Source organism: Klebsiella sp. KPN54798 (assembly GCF_021184225.1).
Lineage (GTDB): Bacteria > Pseudomonadota > Gammaproteobacteria > Enterobacterales > Enterobacteriaceae > Klebsiella > Klebsiella pneumoniae.
In genome coordinates this window covers 3,168,618-3,186,654 of the sequence record NZ_CP089234.1, presented here as the reverse complement: position 1 = coordinate 3,186,654, position 18,037 = coordinate 3,168,618, and the positions used below count along the sequence as shown (strand labels likewise).

Genomic DNA, 18,037 nt, shown 5'->3' with positions numbered 1-18,037 from the left:
TGTTGGCAGGAGAGGGAAAAAGGCTGCCCCGGGAGACGGGGCAGCCGCTGCGTATTAACGGATGTTAGCGCAGGTCAGGCAGAAGGCATAGCGATTCTGCGGGTCGTTAAACGCCGCCAGCTTGTCGCTCTCCGCTTTCACCGTCTCGGCCGCCGCGGCGACCGGCGCAGGCAGCCAGGCCTGAATGGCCGCCGGCAGCGAGGCGCGTACCGAGCCGGTCAGGCTGTCCAGCACCATCGAGAAGAAGGTCGGCTCTTCCTGATAGTAGTTGAGGTGCCAGGTTTTCAGCTTCGCCAGCTCGGCGGCTTTGGCCACCGCGTCGTCGAAGTCGCCGAGGCTGTCGACCAGGCCGTTGGCTTTGGCATCTTCCCCGGTCCAGACGTGGCCCTGGGCAATCTGATCGATTTTCTCCGGCGTGCTCTTGCGGGCGTTAGCCACCAGGGTGATAAAGCGCTGATAGCCATTCTCAATGCTCAACTGCATCAGCTGCTGCACTTCCGGCGGCAGCGCTTTGGTGCTGGAGACATCCGCCAGCGGCGACGTGGCGACGCCGTCGGTGTGGACGCCAATCGACCCGAGGGTATTTTCCACGGTGTTGATCACCCCAAAGATGCCAATGGAGCCGGTGAGGGTGCTTGGGTTCGCCACGATGTAATCCGCTGGGGTGGAGATCCAGTAGCCGCCGGACGCCGCCATGCCGCCCATCGAGACCACTACCGGTTTACCGGCGGCTTTGGCTGCCGCCAGCTCTTCACGAATGATTTCCGAAGCGGTTACGCTGCCGCCCGGGCTGTTTACGCGCAGAACGATGGCCTTAATTTTCGGATCGAGGCGCGCATCGCGAATTTGCGCTGCGGTGGTGTCGCCGCCGACGTTGCCCGGGGTCTCTTCACCGTCCATGATGGCGCCGTTGGCGAAGATTACCGCGATGGCGGAACCCTGATCAGACGGCGTCTTCACGTTGTAGTCGTAATAGCTGATTGCCCGGTAATTGTTATCCGCTTTGCTCCAGCCAAACTGTTTGGTCAGCGCCTTTTCCACTTCCGTGGAGGTCGCCAGCTCATCCACCAGCTTATTGTCCAGCGCATATTTCGCCGTATCGCCGCCCACCTTACGCAGGCCATCGATAATGCCCTGGGCGCCCGGGAAGAGCTGCTGGGCGGTGATCTGGCGGTTGGCGGCAATGGTGTTGAGGTAGTTCTGCCACAGTTCGCCAATCCAGCGGCTATCCGCTTCGCGGGCGGCAGGGGACATATCATCGCGGATGAATGGTTCGACGGCGGATTTATAGGTGCCGACGCGGAAGACATGGGTGGAGACCTTCAGCTTATCCAGCAGCGATTTGTAATATAGCCCGTTGGTAGCGAAGCCGTGCAGGTCTACCTCGCCCTGCGGCGAGAGCCAGATTTTGTTGGCGAAGCTCGCCAGGTAGTACTGGCCCTGGCTGTAGCTGCTGCCGACGGCATACACCGGTTTGCCGCTATCGCGGAATTCGCGCAGCGCTTTGCCGATGTACTGCATGGATGGCTGGTCGCCGCCGACGAAGTTTTTCAAATCCAGCACAATACCGGTGATATTGCGGTCATCCTTCGCCTGGCGAATGGTCTGCACGATATCGAACAGGGAATTCTCCTGCAGACGGTCCGAGCTGGCGCCAAACAGCTGGCGGCCAATCACGCCGAGCTTGCTGCTGGCGGATGGTTTATCCACCACCACGCCGGTAATATCCAGCAACAGCGCGCCGCGCACGGCATGTTCGCTGGTGGTACTGCTGAACTGGCTCCAGATGCCGATACACACCAGCACCAGCACCAGGAAGATCGCATTGAGGGCCAGTTTGCGAATAAAGTTGAGTATCCGCCACGTCCATTTAAAAAAGCTGGCAATCAGTCGCCAAAGGGTTCGCATGTCTTCTCCCTAACGTTATCTAAAAAGGGCAGGCCGCAGGGGCCGCCGCGTCTGGCTATCCTAAAGAGTGAGCCGTCGGTTGTCAGCAGGAATCACCGACCGCGCTGTAACAAAATCCTTGTGCATGTTAATTTTATGAAAAATGACATCACAGGAGTTATACAGATGGATGCTCTCGATCTACTGCTTAATCGCCGCAGCGCTTCCCGCCTGGCGGAACCTGCCCCGGCGGGCGAACAGCTGGAAAACATTCTGCGCGCCGGGCTGCGCGCCCCGGATCATGGCACCCTGCAGCCGTGGCGCTTCTTTATTATCGCCGATGACGGCCGCGAGCGCTTCAGCCAGTTGCTGGAAAAAGGGGCCAGAGAGGCCGGCCAGGATGAGAAGGGAATTGAGAAAGCCCGCAATGCGCCGTTCCGCGCGCCGCTGATTATTACCGTGGTCGCGCGCTGTGAAGACCACCCTAAGGTGCCGCGCTGGGAGCAGGAGATGTCCGCTGGCTGCGCGGTGATGGCGATGCAGATGGCGGCCCTGGCTCAGGGATTCAACGGTATCTGGCGCAGCGGAGCATTGACCGAGAGTCCGGTGGTGCGGGCCGGCTTCGAGTGCCGCGAACAGGATAAAATTGTCGGCTTCCTCTATCTGGGGACGCCGCAGCTAAAAGCCTCAACCGCCATTGCCCTGCCGGATACTGCGCCGTTTGTGACGCGATTCTGAGTCGGTGCTTATTATGCCGGGTGGCGGCTGCGCCTTACCCGGCCAACGCATCCGGCTCTGATTGTCTGTAGGCCCGCGCAAGCGCAGCGCCGCCGGGCAAGGACAGCGGGCACAGAGCCGATTTTGTGCCGGGCGGCGGCTGTCGCCTTACCCGGCCTACGTTCGTACGACCTGTCGTTAATTTATTCACTTTTCTTGCTGAAACTGCCGGTGCTGACGGCCTCAACATCGCTGAGACGTTCCCGGCAGGCCGGGGCAGCCCGCATGGATGCGGGCTGAGGGCCGTGTTTTGCAGGGACGCTGCCTCGGCCCGACCCGAAGCCTGCAGGGATAAGTCGAAGGGACCGCGCAGCGGCGATTTTGCTGGCCGGAGCCCGGGGGTACAGGGGGCGGCGGCGACTGGCCGCCCCCTGTGCGCTCCCGGCGCCATGAGTGACATAACGCAGACGATTAACCGGGAGCGCAAACTACGCTGAAGCCACAGATAACATAAACAACCACACTGCAGTGCTTCCCCTCACCCTGGCCCTCTCCCGGAGGGAGAGGGGACCGTCCTGCTGGCCGCGCAAGCGCAGCGCCGCCGGGCGATGGCAGCAGGCTCGGAGCCGCATCTATGTCGGGTGGCGGCTCGCGCCTGACCCGGCCTACAACCCCTACCATTCGAATCAATCGCGGTTTTTGTAGCCCGGACAAGGCGCGCCAGGCGCCGCATCCGGGAATGCAACGGCGATGACGTTACTTCTCCCTTTTCGCGAATTCATCTTTGGCTTTCTGCAACTGCTGCTGGAAGGCCGGGTTGGTGTGCAGCGTAGCGACCACCGCGGAGCCGACGATGCGCGCCGCATCGACATCGCTCTGCCAGTGATAGCCGCAGATCACCCGGCTCTCGCCGAGCTCATAGCCGCGCTTCAAAATTTCGTTTTGCCGCTGCGGGTTGATCTCCGCCAGCACCAGGGCGGTGGCCCAGCCGATAGAGGTATGCCCGGACGGGTAAGAGCCGTTTTTCGCCAGCTTGTCCTGTTCGGTGGTGTTGCAGGTGGAGACGCCATAGAACGCAAACGGGCGAATGCGCATGTATTTCTCTTTCGCGCTGCGGGTCGCCAGGTCGCCGGCGTCTTCAATCATATTGGTCAGCAGTTTGTGAAGCTGCGGCGCGTCTTTCTCGGTAATCGGCGAACCAAAGGCGCTGGAGAAGGCGTTGGCCACGCCGCCCGCGCTGAGGTTGGCATCCTCTGCCGCCAGCTTCCCGCGCTCGGTATTGCGCAGCAGACGTCCTTGCTCATACATCGCCTGATCGTTTAAAAATGCGATACTGCCCACCGCCGGCGGTGGTGGCAACAGCGCCAGGCTGTCGATGGCCTGGGCATTGGTCAGATAGTAGAGATCGGGCTTGGTGGTGACATCGTTCCCGGGGGGAACCAGAGCAAAGGCGTTAACGGAGAAGAAACTGGCCAGGCAAAGGGCAAGAACACGCTTTTTCATTAGAATTTCCTTACGTCATAATCATTCCAGAGAAGACAGTCCTGTGCTGTCACATTTCTGTCATCTTTAAGTAAAAGTGAAAATGGTCGGGAAAAAATTGCCGTGTCTCGCAAAAACGGCTTTTTGTCTGCTTAATGAGCAACCATACGCGATTTCAGACTGTCGTACTTACCACCCTGGCGTTTGGGCGCTAACATAGCGGGATTGCAATGACAGGAGATGTCCATGAGCGAGCAAGCCATTCGTTTAACGCAATACAGCCACGGAGCCGGTTGTGGTTGTAAAATTTCCCCGAAAGTGCTGGAAACTATCCTGCATAGCGAGCAGGCGAAGTTTGTCGACCCAAACCTGCTTGTCGGCAACGAAACCAGCGATGATGCCGCCGTTTACGATCTCGGTAATGGCACCTCGATCGTCAGCACCACCGATTTCTTTATGCCGATTGTCGATAACCCGTTCGACTTTGGCCGTATCGCCGCCACCAACGCCATCAGCGATATTTTCGCTATGGGCGGGAAACCGATTATGGCGATTGCCATCCTCGGCTGGCCGATCAACACCCTGGCGCCGGAAATCGCTCGCGAAGTGGTGGAGGGCGGGCGCTTTGCCTGCCAGCAGGCGGGGATCGCGCTGGCGGGCGGCCACTCCATTGACGCCCCGGAGCCGATCTTCGGTCTGGCGGTCACCGGCGTGGTGCCCACCGAGCGCATCAAGAAAAACAGCACCGCCCAGGCGGGTTGCAAACTGTATCTTACTAAACCGCTGGGGATCGGCGTACTGACCACCGCGGAGAAAAAATCGCTGCTCAAGCCAGAGCATCAGGGACTGGCGACGGAGACCATGTGCCAGATGAACCTCGCCGGCGCCGCGTTTGCCGCCATCGACGGGGTGAAGGCGATGACCGACGTCACCGGCTTTGGCCTGCTCGGCCACCTCAGCGAGGTGTGCCGCGGGGCCGGCGTGCAGGCGCAGCTGCGCTATGCCGATATCCCGAAACTGCCGGGGGTGGAGGACTATATCGCCGCCGGCGCGGTGCCGGGCGGCACCGGGCGCAACTTTGCCAGCTACGGCCATCTCATGGGCGAGATGCCGACGGAGTGGCGGGATCTGCTGTGCGATCCGCAGACCTCCGGCGGTCTGCTGCTGGCGGTGACCCCGGAGGCGGAGGCGGAAGTTCAGGCCGCCGCGGCGGAGTTCGGCATTAAGCTGGCCGCCATCGGCGAGCTGGTGACCGCCCGCGGCGGGCGACCCATGATCGAGATCCGTTGATTCGATGCGGTTGTTTATTGCAGAAAAACCGAGTCTCGGTCGGGCTATCGCCGATGTGTTGCCTAAACCGCACCGCAAAGGCGATGGCTATATTGAGTGCGGCAACGGGCAGGTGGTCACCTGGTGTATCGGCCACCTGCTGGAGCAGGCGCAGCCGGACATCTACGACAGCCGCTATGCCCGGTGGAATCTCAACGATCTGCCGATTGTGCCGGAGAAATGGCAGCTGCAGCCAAAGCCCTCGGTCACCAAACAGCTGAATGTCATCAAGCGCCTGCTCGGCGACGCCGAGGAGGTTATCCACGCCGGCGACCCGGACAGAGAAGGGCAGCTGCTGGTGGACGAAGTACTCGACTACCTGCAGCTGGCGCCGGAGAAGCGTCAGCAGGTGCAGCGCTGTCTGATTAACGATCTCAACCCGCAGGCGGTGGAGCGGGCGATCAACCGTCTGCGCGCCAACAGCGAGTTCGTGCCGCTCTGCGTGTCGGCGCTGGCGCGGGCCCGCGCCGACTGGCTGTACGGCATCAATATGACCCGCGCCTACACCCTGCTGGGGCGCAACGCCGGCTATCAGGGGGTGCTCTCGGTGGGGCGGGTGCAGACCCCGGTACTTGGCCTGGTGGTCCGTCGCGATGAAGAGATTGAAAATTTCGTCGCCAAAGATTTCTTCGACGTGAAGGCGCATATCGTCACGCCGCAGGAGGAGCGTTTTGTCGCCACCTGGGTGCCGAGCGAAGCCTGCGAACCTTACCAGGATGAAGAAGGGCGCCTGCTGCATCGTCCGCTGGCCGAGCATGTGGTTAAGCGCATCGAAGGCCAGCCGGCAATCGTGACCGGCTATAACGATAAGCGCGATTCCGAACCCGCGCCGCTGCCGTTCTCGCTGTCGGCGCTGCAGATTGAGGCGGCCAAACGTTTCGGCTTCAGCGCGCAGAACGTGCTGGATATCTGCCAGAAGCTGTACGAAACCCACAAACTCATCACCTATCCGCGTTCGGACAGCCGCTATCTGCCGGAAGAGCACTTCGCTGGCCGCCATGCGGTGTTGAATGCGATTGCCGTCCATGCGGCGGACCTGCTGCCGCAGCCGGTAGTGGATCCGGAGATCCGCAACCGCTGCTGGGATGATAAAAAGGTCGACGCGCACCATGCGATTATCCCAACCGCCCGCAGCAGCCAGGTGAAGCTCACCGATAACGAAGCGAAGGTGTACACCCTGATCGCCCGCCAGTATCTGATGCAGTTCTGCCCTGACGCAGTGTTCCGCAAATGCCAGATTGATCTTGAGATCGCCAACGGCAAGTTTGTCGCCAAGGCGCGTTTTCTGGCCGAGGCGGGCTGGCGGACGCTGCTTGGCAGCAAAGAGCGCGATGAAGAGAACGACGGCACGCCGCTGCCGGTGGTGGCCAAAGGCGATGAACTGCTGTGCGAGAGGGGCGAGGTGGTGGAGCGTCAGACCCAGCCGCCGCGCCACTTTACCGACGCCACGCTGCTGTCGGCGATGACCGGGATTGCCCGCTTCGTGCAGGATAAAGATCTGAAGAAGATCCTCCGCGCCACCGACGGCCTCGGCACGGAAGCTACCCGCGCAGGGATTATCGAGCTGCTGTTCAAGCGTGGTTTCCTGAGCAAAAAGGGGCGCTATATCCACTCCTCGGAGGCCGGCAGGGCGCTCATTCATTCCCTGCCGGAGATGGCCGGGCGACCGGACATGACCGCCCACTGGGAGTCGGTGTTGACGCAGATCAGCGAGAAACAGTGCCGCTATCAGGACTTTATGCAGCCGCTGGTGGGGACGCTGTATCAACTGATCGATCAGGCGCGCAGCACGCCGGTGCGTCAGTTCCGCGGCCTGGTGGCGCCGGGCGGGGCGAAGAAGTCGTTCAGCAAAGGTAAAGGGAAGCCGAAAGGCAAAAAAGCGGCAGACGATACCGCGCCGCCGCCGCAGTAACCCGCCGGTGGTCGCGAGGATGCGTTACCCCGCGGCCACCGCTTCTCCGCCAGTCAGGCCAATGGTCTACACTAAACAGCCGGGAAGAGCCTGGACGCGGGGCCCCTGAGCAGGGGATGCCCGCTGCGCTTTTCCTGATGCCGATGCCCCATTTCTCTCACAGGCGATAAGGAGGACCCGTGAAATATATTGCTATCAGCCAACCGGGCGGCCCGGAGGTATTGCAGATCCGCGAAGGGGAGATCCCCACCATCGGGGAGCATGAGGTGCTCATTGAGGTGAAGGCGGCGGGCGTCAACCGGCCGGATATTCTGCAGCGCCAGGGTCTGTATCCCATGCCTGAGGGCGTCACCCCCGTGCCCGGCCTGGAGGTGGCGGGCGTGGTTGTTAAGGTCGGCGCGCAGGTCACAGCGTTTATGCCCGGCGATCGCGTTTGCGCGCTGACCAACGGCGGCGGCTATGCCGAATACTGCGCCGTGCCGGCAGGCCAGACGTTGCCGATCCCGGCGGGCCTCAGCTTTAGCGAAGCGGCCGCCATTCCGGAAACCTTCTTCACCGTCTGGGCGAACGTCTTCCAGCTGGGTAAGCTGCAGCCTGGCGAAAGCATTCTGGTCCACGGCGGCGCCAGCGGGATTGGCACCACCGCGGTCCAGCTGTGCCACGCGCTGGGGATGACCGTCTATGCCACCGTCGGCCAGGACGAAAAAATTGCTGCGCTACGTCCCTATGCTACGGCGATTAACTACAAAACAGATGATTTTGCCGAGAAAATCGGCCAGCTGACCAACGATGAAGGGGTGGACGTCATTCTGGATATTGTTGGCGGCCCTTACTTTAACCGCAACCTTGGGCTACTGAAAAAGGATGGACGACTGGTCATCATCGGCTTTATGGGCGGGCGAATCGCTCATGAGGTTGATATTCAGACTCTGATGCTCAAGCGAGCCACCGTCACCGGCTCGACCATGCGCGGCCGGACGGCGGCGGAGAAACAGCAGATTGCCGAGGCGCTGCGCCGCCACGTCTGGCCGCTGCTTGAGGCAGGGAAATGCAAGCCGCTGATCTACGCCAGCTACCCGATGGCGGAGATTGCCGAGGCCCATGCCTGTCTGGACAGTGGTCAGCATCTGGGGAAAGTTGTGATCACGATGACGTCGTGAGACGCATCCCGGCGGGCTGCCGCCGGGATGGAGTTAGGGGTGGTTAAATCACGCCCTGGGCCAGCATGGCATCCGCAACCTTCACGAAACCGGCGATATTCGCGCCGCGCACGTAGTTGGTCTGCTTCGCTTCGCCGCCGTACTGCACGCAAGCGTGGTGGATATCCAGCATGATGTGATGCAGACGGGCATCCACTTTTTCCGCTTTCCAGCCCATGCGCGCGGCGTTCTGCGCCATCTCCAGACCGGAAGTCGCCACGCCGCCGGCGTTGGCCGCTTTGCCCGGGGCAAACAGCACGCCAGCTTCCAGGAACAGGTCGGTTGCGGCGATGGTGGTCGGCATGTTGGCGCCTTCCGCCACGGCCTTGACGCCATTGGCAATCAGCTGGCGGGCGGCATCGACGTCCAGTTCGTTCTGGGTCGCGCAAGGCAGGGCAATATCCACCGGCACTGACCACGGCTGCTGGCCTTCAAGATAGGTGAGGCCAAATTCGCGGGCGTAATCGGCCACGCGGCCGTGGGCACGCTCTTTAATGTCGATCAGGCGGGCCAGTTTTTCTTTGGTGAAGCCCGCTTCGTCAACGACGGTGCCGTTGGAGTCGGAGGCCGTCACCACCCGCGCGCCAAGCTCCATCGCTTTCTCAATGGCGTATTGCGCGACGTTGCCGGAGCCGGAAACCGCCACGCGAGCGCCTTCGAAGCCGAGGCCGTGACGTTTGAGCATCGCTTCGGTGAAGTAGATCAGGCCGTAACCAGTGGCTTCCGGACGGATCAAGCTGCCGCCAAAGGAGAGTCCTTTACCGGTGAAGACGCAGGCGCTGTTGTTGGAGAGCTTGCGCATCATTCCGGCCATAAAGCCGACTTCGCGACCGCCGACGCCGATATCGCCCGCCGGTACGTCGGTATCCGGGCCAAGGTGGCGATAGAGTTCGGTCATCAGCGCCTGGCAGAAACGCATCACTTCGCCATCGCTCTTGCCTTTAGGGTCGAAATCGCTGCCGCCTTTCCCGCCGCCCATCGGCAGAGTGGTCAGGGCGTTTTTGAAGGTCTGCTCGAAGCCAAGGAATTTGAGAATCGACAGGTTAACCGACGGGTGAAAACGCATCCCGCCTTTATACGGGCCGATGGCCGAGTTGAACTGCACGCGCCAAGCGCGGTTGACCTGGACCTGATTGCGGTCGTCCACCCACACCACGCGGAACTGGATCACGCGCTCCGGTTCCACCAGACGTTCCAGCAAAGCAAGCTGACGATAGCGCGGATTTTCCTCAAGGAAAGGCCACAGGGTGGTCATCACCTCCCGGACGGCTTGAGCAAATTCGGTTTGATGAGGATCGCGCTGTTGAACGCGGGTGAGAAAGCCTTCCAGAGTGCACGTCTGATCCATAGATATCAGTTCCCCTTATGGTTGTGGTTGCATGTATTTATTATGATTCGGTCCTTGAAAAAACCGATTTTCCGACTATAACACCGCTAATCCTTAGGCAAGCAAGGAAAAATTGAGCCGACAACAAAATTTATAATTGCCCGCTCGTCATAACTAAAAGCGATGACGAGGCGGCGGGCGGATCAGCGGACGGAAAGGGTGGGGCGCTGGGCGATAAAGGCGTGCAGCAGAGGAATATCGGCCGGGGCGAGATCGAGGGCCAGCGCTTCTGTGGGAAGGCACCAGCGCAGCTGAGTGTGATAGTGGGCCAGCGGCGTGCCCTGAAAGTGCGGCACCCACCAGGCGTGCAGATGGATCCGGCGGCCGGAGACCTCCCGCTGATGGCTAGCGATATAGCAAGCTGGGCGGGCGATGATGCCCATCTCCTCCTGCAGTTCGCGGGCCAGCGCCTGCGGCTGGTTTTCACCCGGCTCCACTTTGCCGCCGGCGAACTCCCACATCCCCGGCTGGTCGGCGTGGGGCGGACGCTGCGCCAGCAGAATCTGGCCATCCTGTTCAATAATGGCGGCGACAACATCAATCATTTTTAGCATAAGCATCAAGGTTAATAAGACGAATATGGCCTATTATCACCGCCATAGACCGTAACTGACAACCGCCAACCCTGCTGGAGACCTTCGTGCTTGATAGCCACCTGCATCCGCGCCTTAAACCCCTGCTTAACGCTGTCGCCGGCGCCCTTGACCGCCCCGGCATCTCACCGGACGGGCTGACGCTGGTTGGTTTTGCCATCGGCGTGCTGGCTCTGCCCTTTCTGGCGCTGGGGTGGTATGGCGCGGCGCTGGCGGCCATTCTCCTTAACCGCCTGCTGGATGGCCTGGACGGCGCTCTGGCGCGGCGGCGCGGGCTCACGGACGCGGGCGGCTTTCTCGATATTGCGCTGGATTTTCTCTTTTACGCCCTGGTGCCGTTCGGCTTTATTCTGGCGGATCCGCTGAACAATGCCCTGGCGGGCGGCTGGCTGCTGTTTGCCTTTATCGGCACCGGCAGCAGCTTTCTCGCTTTTGCCGCCCTGGCGGCCAGGCACCAGATCGCCAATCCCGGCTACGCCCATAAATCGCTGTACTATCTCGGGGGACTGACGGAGGGGACGGAGACCATCCTGCTGTTTGTCCTCGGCTGCCTGTTTCCGGCGCATTTCGCCTGGCTGGCGTGGCTGTTTGGCGCGCTGTGCTGGCTGACGACGGCGACGCGCATCTGCAGTGGCTACCAGACCTTAAAGCGGGTAACGACCACAGCGTAAACGGGGTATCGCGCGTCGCCGACAAAGGGCGACGCGCTGAGGCGGGGCGAGTTACTGACTGCTTTCCGGGCCGCGCTCTCCGCGGGCCACCGGATTGTGCGGGTTGCTGCTCCATTCGTACCAGCCGCCGTCGTACACCGCGACGTGCGGCCAGCCCATGGCGCGGGCATACATAAAGGTTTCCGAGGCCCGCCAGCCGGTCCCGCAATAGAACGCCACTTGCTGGCTCGGCAGAATGTTCCACTGGCGCCACAGGGCAGCGATATCGTCGGCGCTGCGCATGGTGCCGTCCGGGTTATGGAAATCCTCCATGTGCGTGGAGTCGCTCCCGGCGTGGCCCCAGCGGGCGCCAGCGATGTCGCCCTTCGGCTTGATATAGCTGTAGCCGCTGGTGGTGCCGATAAACTCCGGCCACGAGCGGACGCTGACCAGCGAGGCGTCCTGACGATGCAGCAGCCCGCGGGCTTGTTCGGTATCCAGCATCAGCTGCGGCTGGCCGGGGATCGGCGCGCCGAAATCAGGCGCCGGCTGCTGCGCCGGCGGCATGCCGCGCTCTACCGGCAGCCCGGCGTCGGACCAGGTCTGCCAGCCGCCGTCAAGCAGGCGCACGTCTTTGACCCCGGCGTATAGCATGATCTGCGCCACCCGCGCTGCGGCGTAGACGTCGCGACCATAGAGGATCACCGTGGTGTCATGCCGGATGCCGTGCTTCGCCAGCATCGCCTTCAGCTGCGCGTCGGACACTTTATTCCACAGCGGTTCGCTCTCCACCTCATTGGTATCGATATAGCCCGCGCCAGGGATATGGCTCAGCAGATAGAGCTTCGGCGCTCCCCAGGCGGCTTCAAACACTTTCCAGTCGCCTGCCGGGGCGGCGGCGACCGCTTTCCCTTGCTGTAGGTCGTGCAGCCACTGGGGGTAGACCAGCTGTTCAAAGTGCGGCAGCTTTTGCAGACGGTCGGTCTGGCTCAGCGCATCGCTCAGGGTGCTGAGCCGGGTGAAACCCGTTTGTTTCAGCCGCGCCGCGACGCTGGCGTTATCCTCCGGGCTGCCGTACAGCGCGATGGGGGTATCGGACTGGAGCTGGTGCTGCTTAGCCCAGGCGCGCAGCTGATCGTCGCTCATGGCGCCGAGCCAGCGGGCGGAAAGATTGAGGGCCTGCGGCTCATGGCCTTCCGGGCCGTTGGCGCGCTGCGGCCAGCCGTTGTAATAAGCGCTGAGCCGGGTGTCGATGGCCACGCCGTGCTGCTGTTGCAGGTGGAAGAGAGTGAGCGCTGGCATGGTTTCAGCGGCGCAGGTAGTGGAAGCAGCAAGCCCCATGAGCAGGGCGAGTGCGGTCAATTGAGAAACACGTTTCATCGAAATGCCCGACGGTAAAAAGTGGAGGGCGTATTCTCCGCTCGCCAGGCGCCGATTTCTTTGCGGTAACGCAGGTTTGCACGCTATTGTCCTTCATTGCCAGCGCTCCATCGCCAGGCAGCGCCCCGTCGGCGGGCAGTCCTCGCGATCGTGGGTCACCAGGATCGCCGGAATGGCCTGGCGGGCCAGTTATTCAAAGACCCAGCGGCGGAACCCGGCGCGCAGGCTGGCATCCAGGCGGCTGAAGGGTTCATCGAGCAGCAGCGCCTCGGGGCGCGCCAGCAGGGCGCGCAGCAGGCTCACCCGCGCCCGCTGCCCGCCGGAGAGCGTGGCCGGATCGCGCGGGGCGAAGCCCGCCAGCCCGGCGCGGCTAAGCGCTTCCTCCACCGCGGTTTTTCGCGCCTCGCCGCGCACGTTCTCCGGCAGCGCCAGCTGTAAATTTTGCCCGACGCTGAAATGGTCGAACAGTAACGGGTCCTGAAACAGAATGCCGATGCGCCGATGCTCTGTCGGCAGCGTATCGCAACGCCGTTTGTTGAGCCACAGTTCGCCTCGGGCGCGAAAATCGCCGGACAGGGCGCCAATCATCCAGGCAAACAGTGTTGATTTCCCGCTACCGGAGGGGCCCATCAGCGTCAGCACCTCCCCCGGGGCTACCGAAAAGGCGACCTCCCGCAGCAGCGGCTGGCGTCTCACGCTCAGAGTCAGATGGTTTACGGTTAGCACTAGCGAAGTCCTCGTCGATAGCGGCCTGCCAGCCAGGCCAGCAGAGCCGTTAGGGTAAAGCATACCGCCGGCAGCAATAATTGCCACAGCGCCTGAGCGGCGAGCGTCTGCGCCTCGCCGCCGCTGCTGAGCGCCACCGCCTGGCTGGTGAGCGTCGGAATTCGGCCAGCCCCCAGCCATAGCGTTGGCAGATACTGCGCGATGCTCACTGAGAAGCCCACCGCCAGGGCGGTCAGCAGTGGGCGAGTTAGCGAAGGCAGGGTCAGCAACCAGAAAATACGCGTCGATCCCCAGCCGAGCGTGCGGGCGACAACCGTCAGCCGCGGATCGCGCTGGCGCCAGGCCGGGCGCAAAATAAACAGCATCCAGGGCACCACCCACAGCAGATGGCCCCACAGGACGGTCCACCAGTCACCGTCAAGCCAGGCATACAGCGCCAACCGGTACTGGCCGTCGGCCAGCGGCAGGGCCGGCAGGACCAGCGGTAGCCAGACCCAGCCATCGCCTCGCGCCGGGCCGCAGGCCAGCCACAGCAGGCAGACAGCCGCGCCGAGGGCGCAGGCCGCCAGCGCCAGCCCAAGGCTGTTGCCCAGAGCATCCATCTGCGGCGGCGCCGAGCGCGCCAGCCCCGCCAGCAATAGCGCGCCCAGCAGACCGCTCAGCGGCAGCAGCGCCGCCAGCAGGCGGCTGGGCAGGGCATGAGGATGCGGGTGACGAACACCGTGCAGATCGGGCTGGTACTGGCGCTGTAGCCGCCATCCGCCCCAGGCGACCAGCGCCAGCCCGCCGAGGATCGCCATCAGCAGCAGGCTGGCCAGCGCCCCTTTGGCCTGCTGCAGCTCATCGCCCTGGCTTAACCATTGCCACGCCAGCACGGCGAGGGTGGGCGGATTGCCGGGCCCCAGCACCAGGGCGACGTCTACCGCCGACAGGCTCCAGGCGGTGGTGGCCAGCAGCACCATGCCGAGGGCGGGCAGCAGGGCGGGCAGCACCAGCCAGCGCAGGCACTGCCAGCGGCCGTAGCCGAGGCTCTTCAGGGCGGTCGCCTGGTCGGCGAGGCGTTTCTCTCCCAGCAGGCCATAGATCACCCACAGCACAAAGGCGCTCTCTTTCAGGGCCATCGTCAGGCCAAGCCCAATGCCGTACCGGTCGACCGGCGGCGTCAGAAACGGCAACTGCTGCCAGAGCCAGCCCCCTTCGGCGAACAGCAGCAGCGCCGCCGTCGCCAGGGCGAGATGGGGCACCGCCAGCAGCAGCGGCAGACGGGAAGCCAGCCGCCGCCAGCGGGCCGAAGGCCAGAGGGCGGCGACGATGGTCAGGGCGATCAGCAGCGCGCCGCCGACGGACAACAGCGTGGAGACGAGCGTGGCGGCCAGCGCCTGGCCCAGCTGCGGGTCGGCGAACAGCGCCCGCCAGTGGGCCGGGGAGCGCGCAGCGCCCACCAGTTCCCCGGCGGCGGGGAGCAGCGGCAGATAGATCGCCGCCATCGCCCCCCAGGCCAGCAGGATCAGTGGGTACCGTAGCGGCGCAGCCATTCCTGCTCCAGCGCGTCAACCCATGCCGCGTGAGGCTCGGCAAGCACCGGCGGCAGATCCTGCGGCAGGGCTGCCGCCAGCGCCTGGCGCTGGCCGTCAGGCAGACGCTGCGGATCCAGTACGCTCGGATCGCCCCAGACGGCGGCATCGGCCTTGCGCAATTGCGCCTCAGGGGAGAGCAGGAAATTGGCCACTACTTTGGCGCCAGCGACAGCGCGGGCGTTAGCCGGGATGGTAACGAAATGGACGTTGCCGAGGGTCCCCGCGGTAAAGCCGAAGCTGGAGCTGTCCGTCGGTAATTCGCCGCTGGCGGCTTTCTGCCGGGCGTGCAGCGGGTTAAACGTCAGCGACAGGCGGAGGGTGCCCTGGTTGAGCATGGCGTCCATCCGCGCCGGCGACGCCGGGAAATCCTTGCCCGCCCGCCACAGGGCCGGGTGCAGCGCATCGAGATAGCGCCACAGCGGGGCGGTGACCGCCGCGAAGGTCGCCGGCTGCGGCGGCTGGCGCAGGGCGGCTGGCTGGTCGGTGAGCGCGATCAGCAGTTGCTCCAGCAGGGCGGTACCGGTGAAGTCCGGCGGCCGCGGGTAGGTTACGCTGCCCGGATGGGCTCTGGCGAAGGCCAGCAGCGCCTGCGGGCTGGTGGGCGGCTGCGGCGTTTGTCCGCGGCGGGCGATAAACGTCAGCTGGGCGCTGCCCCACGGCGACTCCGCGCCCTCGGTGGCGACTGAAAAATCTTCCCGTACCGGCTTTTGCAGATCGACATAGCGCCAGTTGGGCAGCGATTCGGCCCAGCCGGTGAGCAGCAAGTTGGCCTGTTTAAGCGTGCGAAAGTTTTCGCCGTTGATCCACAGCAGATCCACTGACCCGCCCTGGCGACGACCGGCCTGCGCCTCGGTCTGGATGCGTTTCACTGCGTCGGCGGCGTCGGCGACAGGCACAATACGCAGGTCGATTGCGTAATAGCGTTTGACCTCTTCGCTGACCCACGCCAGATAGCGATTGACGGCCGGGTCGCCGCCCCAGGCGTTAAACCAGACGGTCTGTCCGCGGGCTTCCGTCTGAATCTGCCGCCAGCTGTCGTCGGCATTAACCGCCAGCGGCCAGAGCAGCAGCAGGCACAGACAGAGGCTGTAATCACGCAAACGGCGCATCGTTACTCCTTATTCTGCGAGGAAGAGGTGGGTATCTGGCACAACCCCTGAGCCGGGATCGCCATCGCGGCATTGAACCGCGCTGATAAATTTTGCAGGCCGATCAGGGCGGTCAGCTCGGTGAGCGCCCGGGCGTCAAAATGCGCGGCCATCGCCCTACGCAGGGCATCATCCACCGCCGGCGGCGTCTGGGTGGCGGCTTCGGCATAGGCCAGCGCCAGGCGCTCTTTTTCGCTGAACAGCGTACTGCTGCGCCAGTCGGCGACCGCCAGCAGCTTGTCCTGGCTCCCGCTCCGCGCCGCGAGGGTCATGCTGGTTATATCGATACAGAATTCGCAGTGGCACAGCTGGGCGATGCGTGCGCTGACCAGCGAGCGCAGCACCGGATCCAGCGGCGAGCGGCGGCGTTCAATATAGCCCACGAACAGCGAAACCAGGTAAAACAGCCATGGGATCCGTCCCCACCAGCGAATGGGGCTCAGCACCTGGCCGTAATGCCGGCGGTGCAGCCAGGCCTGCGGACGAAGGATCAGGGGGACAGAATCCAGCGGGGGTAAGCTCATGGCGACGATCTCTTATGACGTTCACGGTAAATATTTTTGGCGATAGAGATGACCACCGCCAGGGCAAAAAGCAGCGAAAGCCCGGTGGCCAGCCAGAAGGTGCCCCCGGTGAGCAGACTCCCGGCCCAGGAATAAACGATAGTCGCCGGGAGCTGGCCCACGCCGGTGGCCAGCATAAAGGGCCAGAAGCGCAGCGAGGTTAGTCCGGCGGCATAGCTGACCGGGTCAAACGGGACAAACGGCAGCAGGCGGCAGACCAGGATCGTCTGCGGGCCAAAGCGGGTGAAATAGCCGTCGGCACTGCGCAGCACCGCGCGGCCGGTGAGTTTCTCCACCACTTCGCGCCCCAGCGCTCTGGCGATGCAGAAGCAGAGCCCGGCCCCGACCATGGCGCTGAACCACGACAGCGCCCCGCCCCAGAAGGCGCCGAACAGGGCGGCGTTCGCCAGGGTAATCAGGAAAGCCGGCAGCGGAGCGACGATCGCCTGGAGGATCATCAGCGCAAATGAGACCAGCGCGGCCTGCGGCCCCCAGGCGGCGATAAACCCTCTGACCTGCTGAGGATCCAGGGAGGCTAACGCCGTCAGACTCTGCTGCAGAAAGGTACGCCCGCCAGGGAACCACAGCCAGGCGGCCAGAGCGGCGGCGACCACGACGGCAAGGGCCAGCCGGGCGCGGCGCAGGTGACGGCGATCAGGTTGGGTCATGGCGCACCCCCTCACTGCACGCCGCCACGCGACAGGCGCGGGCAAACCGTTTACCTATCTGCACCAGGGCAAACAGCAGCCCGCCGGCGAGGCTCAGTTTGAGCGCGAAGGCGAGGGTCACCCCCTCGCGGGCCAGTTCGCTGGCCATCACCGAATAGATGACCAGACCCGGCAGGGTGGTCACGACCGAGATCAGGGTAAAGGGCCAGAAGCGGATCGCCGTCAGGCCGTAGGCGTAATTCTGAATATTGTAGGGAAAGAGCGGCACCAGGCGGGTGAGGATCAGGAAATCGCAGCCGCTGTGGGCGATACCGCGCTCAATCGCCTGAAAGACGGTGGTATGGCCGACATAGCGCTGCAGCAGATCGCGTCCAAGCCAGCGGGCGATTAAAAACGACAGCGAAGAGGCGAGGGTGGCGGCGGCAAACGAGAGCAAGGAGCCTGTTAGCGGGCCGAAGAGCATCCCGCCGGCGATCACCAGCAGGCTGCCGGGGATCAGACACAGGGTGGCAATGATAAACAGCGCAGCATAGACCAGATATCCCCAGGCGCCCTGATGGCGGAGGGTGTCCTGAAGCAGATGCAGGTGAGTCAGCAGATCGTGGAGACCGACGCGGTGGCTGATAACGGCCAGCGTGGCCACCAGCGCGAGAAGTCCCAGCCCTTTACCAATGGCCGGATGACGGCTTCTTTTGCATGAGAGGTGCTCCTGTACAGTCTGGACGCAGTGGACATCAAAAAGTGCGCGCGACAGTATCCTGTTCCGACGACCGTCACAATGGTTTACCGTCGCTTTGTTGATTTTGCTCAGGAAATTCT

15 protein-coding genes and 1 pseudogene are annotated in these 18,037 nt (G+C 63.2%); 5 read left to right on the top strand and 11 right to left on the bottom strand.

What is annotated here, in order from left to right; translation table 11 throughout:
- Positions 1 to 54 precede the first annotated feature (54 nt).
- Complete coding sequence (gene sppA / locus LPQ25_RS15400) at positions 55 to 1,908, bottom strand: signal peptide peptidase SppA (protein ID WP_014907790.1); 1,854 nt, start codon at positions 1,906 to 1,908, stop codon at positions 55 to 57.
- Between the two features lie 165 nt (positions 1,909 to 2,073).
- On the opposite strand from sppA, the gene LPQ25_RS15395 reads away from it, so the two are divergent.
- Complete coding sequence (locus LPQ25_RS15395) at positions 2,074 to 2,625, top strand: NAD(P)H nitroreductase (protein WP_014907789.1); 552 nt, start codon at positions 2,074 to 2,076, stop codon at positions 2,623 to 2,625.
- A gap of 735 nt (positions 2,626 to 3,360) precedes the next feature.
- Here LPQ25_RS15395 and phoC read toward each other — a convergent pair.
- Complete coding sequence (gene phoC / locus LPQ25_RS15390; protein WP_004214265.1) at positions 3,361 to 4,107, bottom strand: acid phosphatase PhoC; 747 nt, start codon at positions 4,105 to 4,107, stop codon at positions 3,361 to 3,363.
- 225 nt (positions 4,108 to 4,332) lie between these two features.
- On the opposite strand from phoC, the gene selD reads away from it, so the two are divergent.
- The 3 genes from selD to LPQ25_RS15375 all read left to right on the top strand — a co-directional run bounded on the left by selD (position 4,333) and on the right by LPQ25_RS15375 (position 8,487).
- Positions 4,333 to 5,376, top strand: a complete 1,044-nt coding sequence (selD, locus tag LPQ25_RS15385) for a selenide, water dikinase SelD (RefSeq protein WP_004176528.1) — start codon at positions 4,333 to 4,335, stop codon at positions 5,374 to 5,376.
- 4 nt (positions 5,377 to 5,380) lie between these two features.
- Positions 5,381 to 7,327, top strand: a complete 1,947-nt coding sequence (locus LPQ25_RS15380) for a DNA topoisomerase III (protein ID WP_004148065.1) — start codon at positions 5,381 to 5,383, stop codon at positions 7,325 to 7,327.
- Between the two features lie 179 nt (positions 7,328 to 7,506).
- The gene (locus LPQ25_RS15375) at positions 7,507 to 8,487 is read left to right on the top strand and encodes an NAD(P)H-quinone oxidoreductase (RefSeq protein WP_014907788.1); all 981 of its coding nucleotides are present in this window, start codon (positions 7,507 to 7,509) and stop codon (positions 8,485 to 8,487) included.
- A gap of 43 nt (positions 8,488 to 8,530) precedes the next feature.
- Here the strand turns inward: LPQ25_RS15375 and gdhA are convergent, their stop codons facing one another.
- The gene (gdhA, locus tag LPQ25_RS15370) at positions 8,531 to 9,874 is read right to left on the bottom strand and encodes an NADP-specific glutamate dehydrogenase (protein ID WP_004176526.1); all 1,344 of its coding nucleotides are present in this window, start codon (positions 9,872 to 9,874) and stop codon (positions 8,531 to 8,533) included.
- A gap of 182 nt (positions 9,875 to 10,056) precedes the next feature.
- Positions 10,057 to 10,467: a pyrimidine (deoxy)nucleoside triphosphate diphosphatase gene (locus LPQ25_RS15365; RefSeq protein ID WP_004183673.1), complete on the bottom strand. Its 411-nt coding sequence runs from the start codon at positions 10,465 to 10,467 to the stop codon at positions 10,057 to 10,059.
- 86 nt (positions 10,468 to 10,553) lie between these two features.
- Between LPQ25_RS15365 and LPQ25_RS15360 the strand changes: the two genes are divergently transcribed.
- Complete coding sequence (locus LPQ25_RS15360) at positions 10,554 to 11,177, top strand: CDP-alcohol phosphatidyltransferase family protein (protein ID WP_002901398.1); 624 nt, start codon at positions 10,554 to 10,556, stop codon at positions 11,175 to 11,177.
- A gap of 51 nt (positions 11,178 to 11,228) precedes the next feature.
- On the opposite strand, the gene LPQ25_RS15355 is transcribed toward LPQ25_RS15360, so the two are convergent.
- The 7 genes and pseudogenes from LPQ25_RS15355 to LPQ25_RS15325 form a co-directional block, all read right to left on the bottom strand.
- Positions 11,229 to 12,536, bottom strand: a complete 1,308-nt coding sequence (locus LPQ25_RS15355; protein WP_014907787.1) for a sulfurtransferase — start codon at positions 12,534 to 12,536, stop codon at positions 11,229 to 11,231.
- 93 nt (positions 12,537 to 12,629) lie between these two features.
- A pseudogene (locus LPQ25_RS15350) lies at positions 12,630 to 13,262 on the bottom strand (ATP-binding cassette domain-containing protein).
- Entirely contained in the window at positions 13,262 to 14,797 is a 1,536-nt protein-coding gene (locus LPQ25_RS15345; RefSeq protein WP_015874684.1) for an ABC transporter permease subunit, read from the bottom strand. The pseudogene LPQ25_RS15350 and the gene LPQ25_RS15345 overlap by 1 nt, the downstream one beginning before the upstream one ends.
- On the bottom strand, positions 14,770 to 15,948 hold the full coding sequence (locus LPQ25_RS15340; protein WP_014907785.1) for an ABC transporter substrate-binding protein: 1,179 nt from the start codon (positions 15,946 to 15,948) through the stop codon (positions 14,770 to 14,772). The genes LPQ25_RS15345 and LPQ25_RS15340 overlap by 28 nt, the downstream gene beginning before the upstream one ends.
- 2 nt (positions 15,949 to 15,950) lie before the next feature.
- The gene (locus tag LPQ25_RS15335; protein ID WP_004140393.1) at positions 15,951 to 16,511 is read right to left on the bottom strand and encodes a carboxymuconolactone decarboxylase family protein; all 561 of its coding nucleotides are present in this window, start codon (positions 16,509 to 16,511) and stop codon (positions 15,951 to 15,953) included.
- On the bottom strand, positions 16,508 to 17,218 hold the full coding sequence (locus tag LPQ25_RS15330; RefSeq protein ID WP_004151923.1) for a TVP38/TMEM64 family protein: 711 nt from the start codon (positions 17,216 to 17,218) through the stop codon (positions 16,508 to 16,510). Before LPQ25_RS15330 ends, LPQ25_RS15335 begins: the two co-directional genes overlap by 4 nt.
- The gene (locus LPQ25_RS15325) at positions 17,205 to 17,861 is read right to left on the bottom strand and encodes a TVP38/TMEM64 family protein (protein WP_014907784.1); all 657 of its coding nucleotides are present in this window, start codon (positions 17,859 to 17,861) and stop codon (positions 17,205 to 17,207) included. Before LPQ25_RS15325 ends, LPQ25_RS15330 begins: the two co-directional genes overlap by 14 nt.
- Positions 17,862 to 18,037 lie beyond the last annotated feature (176 nt).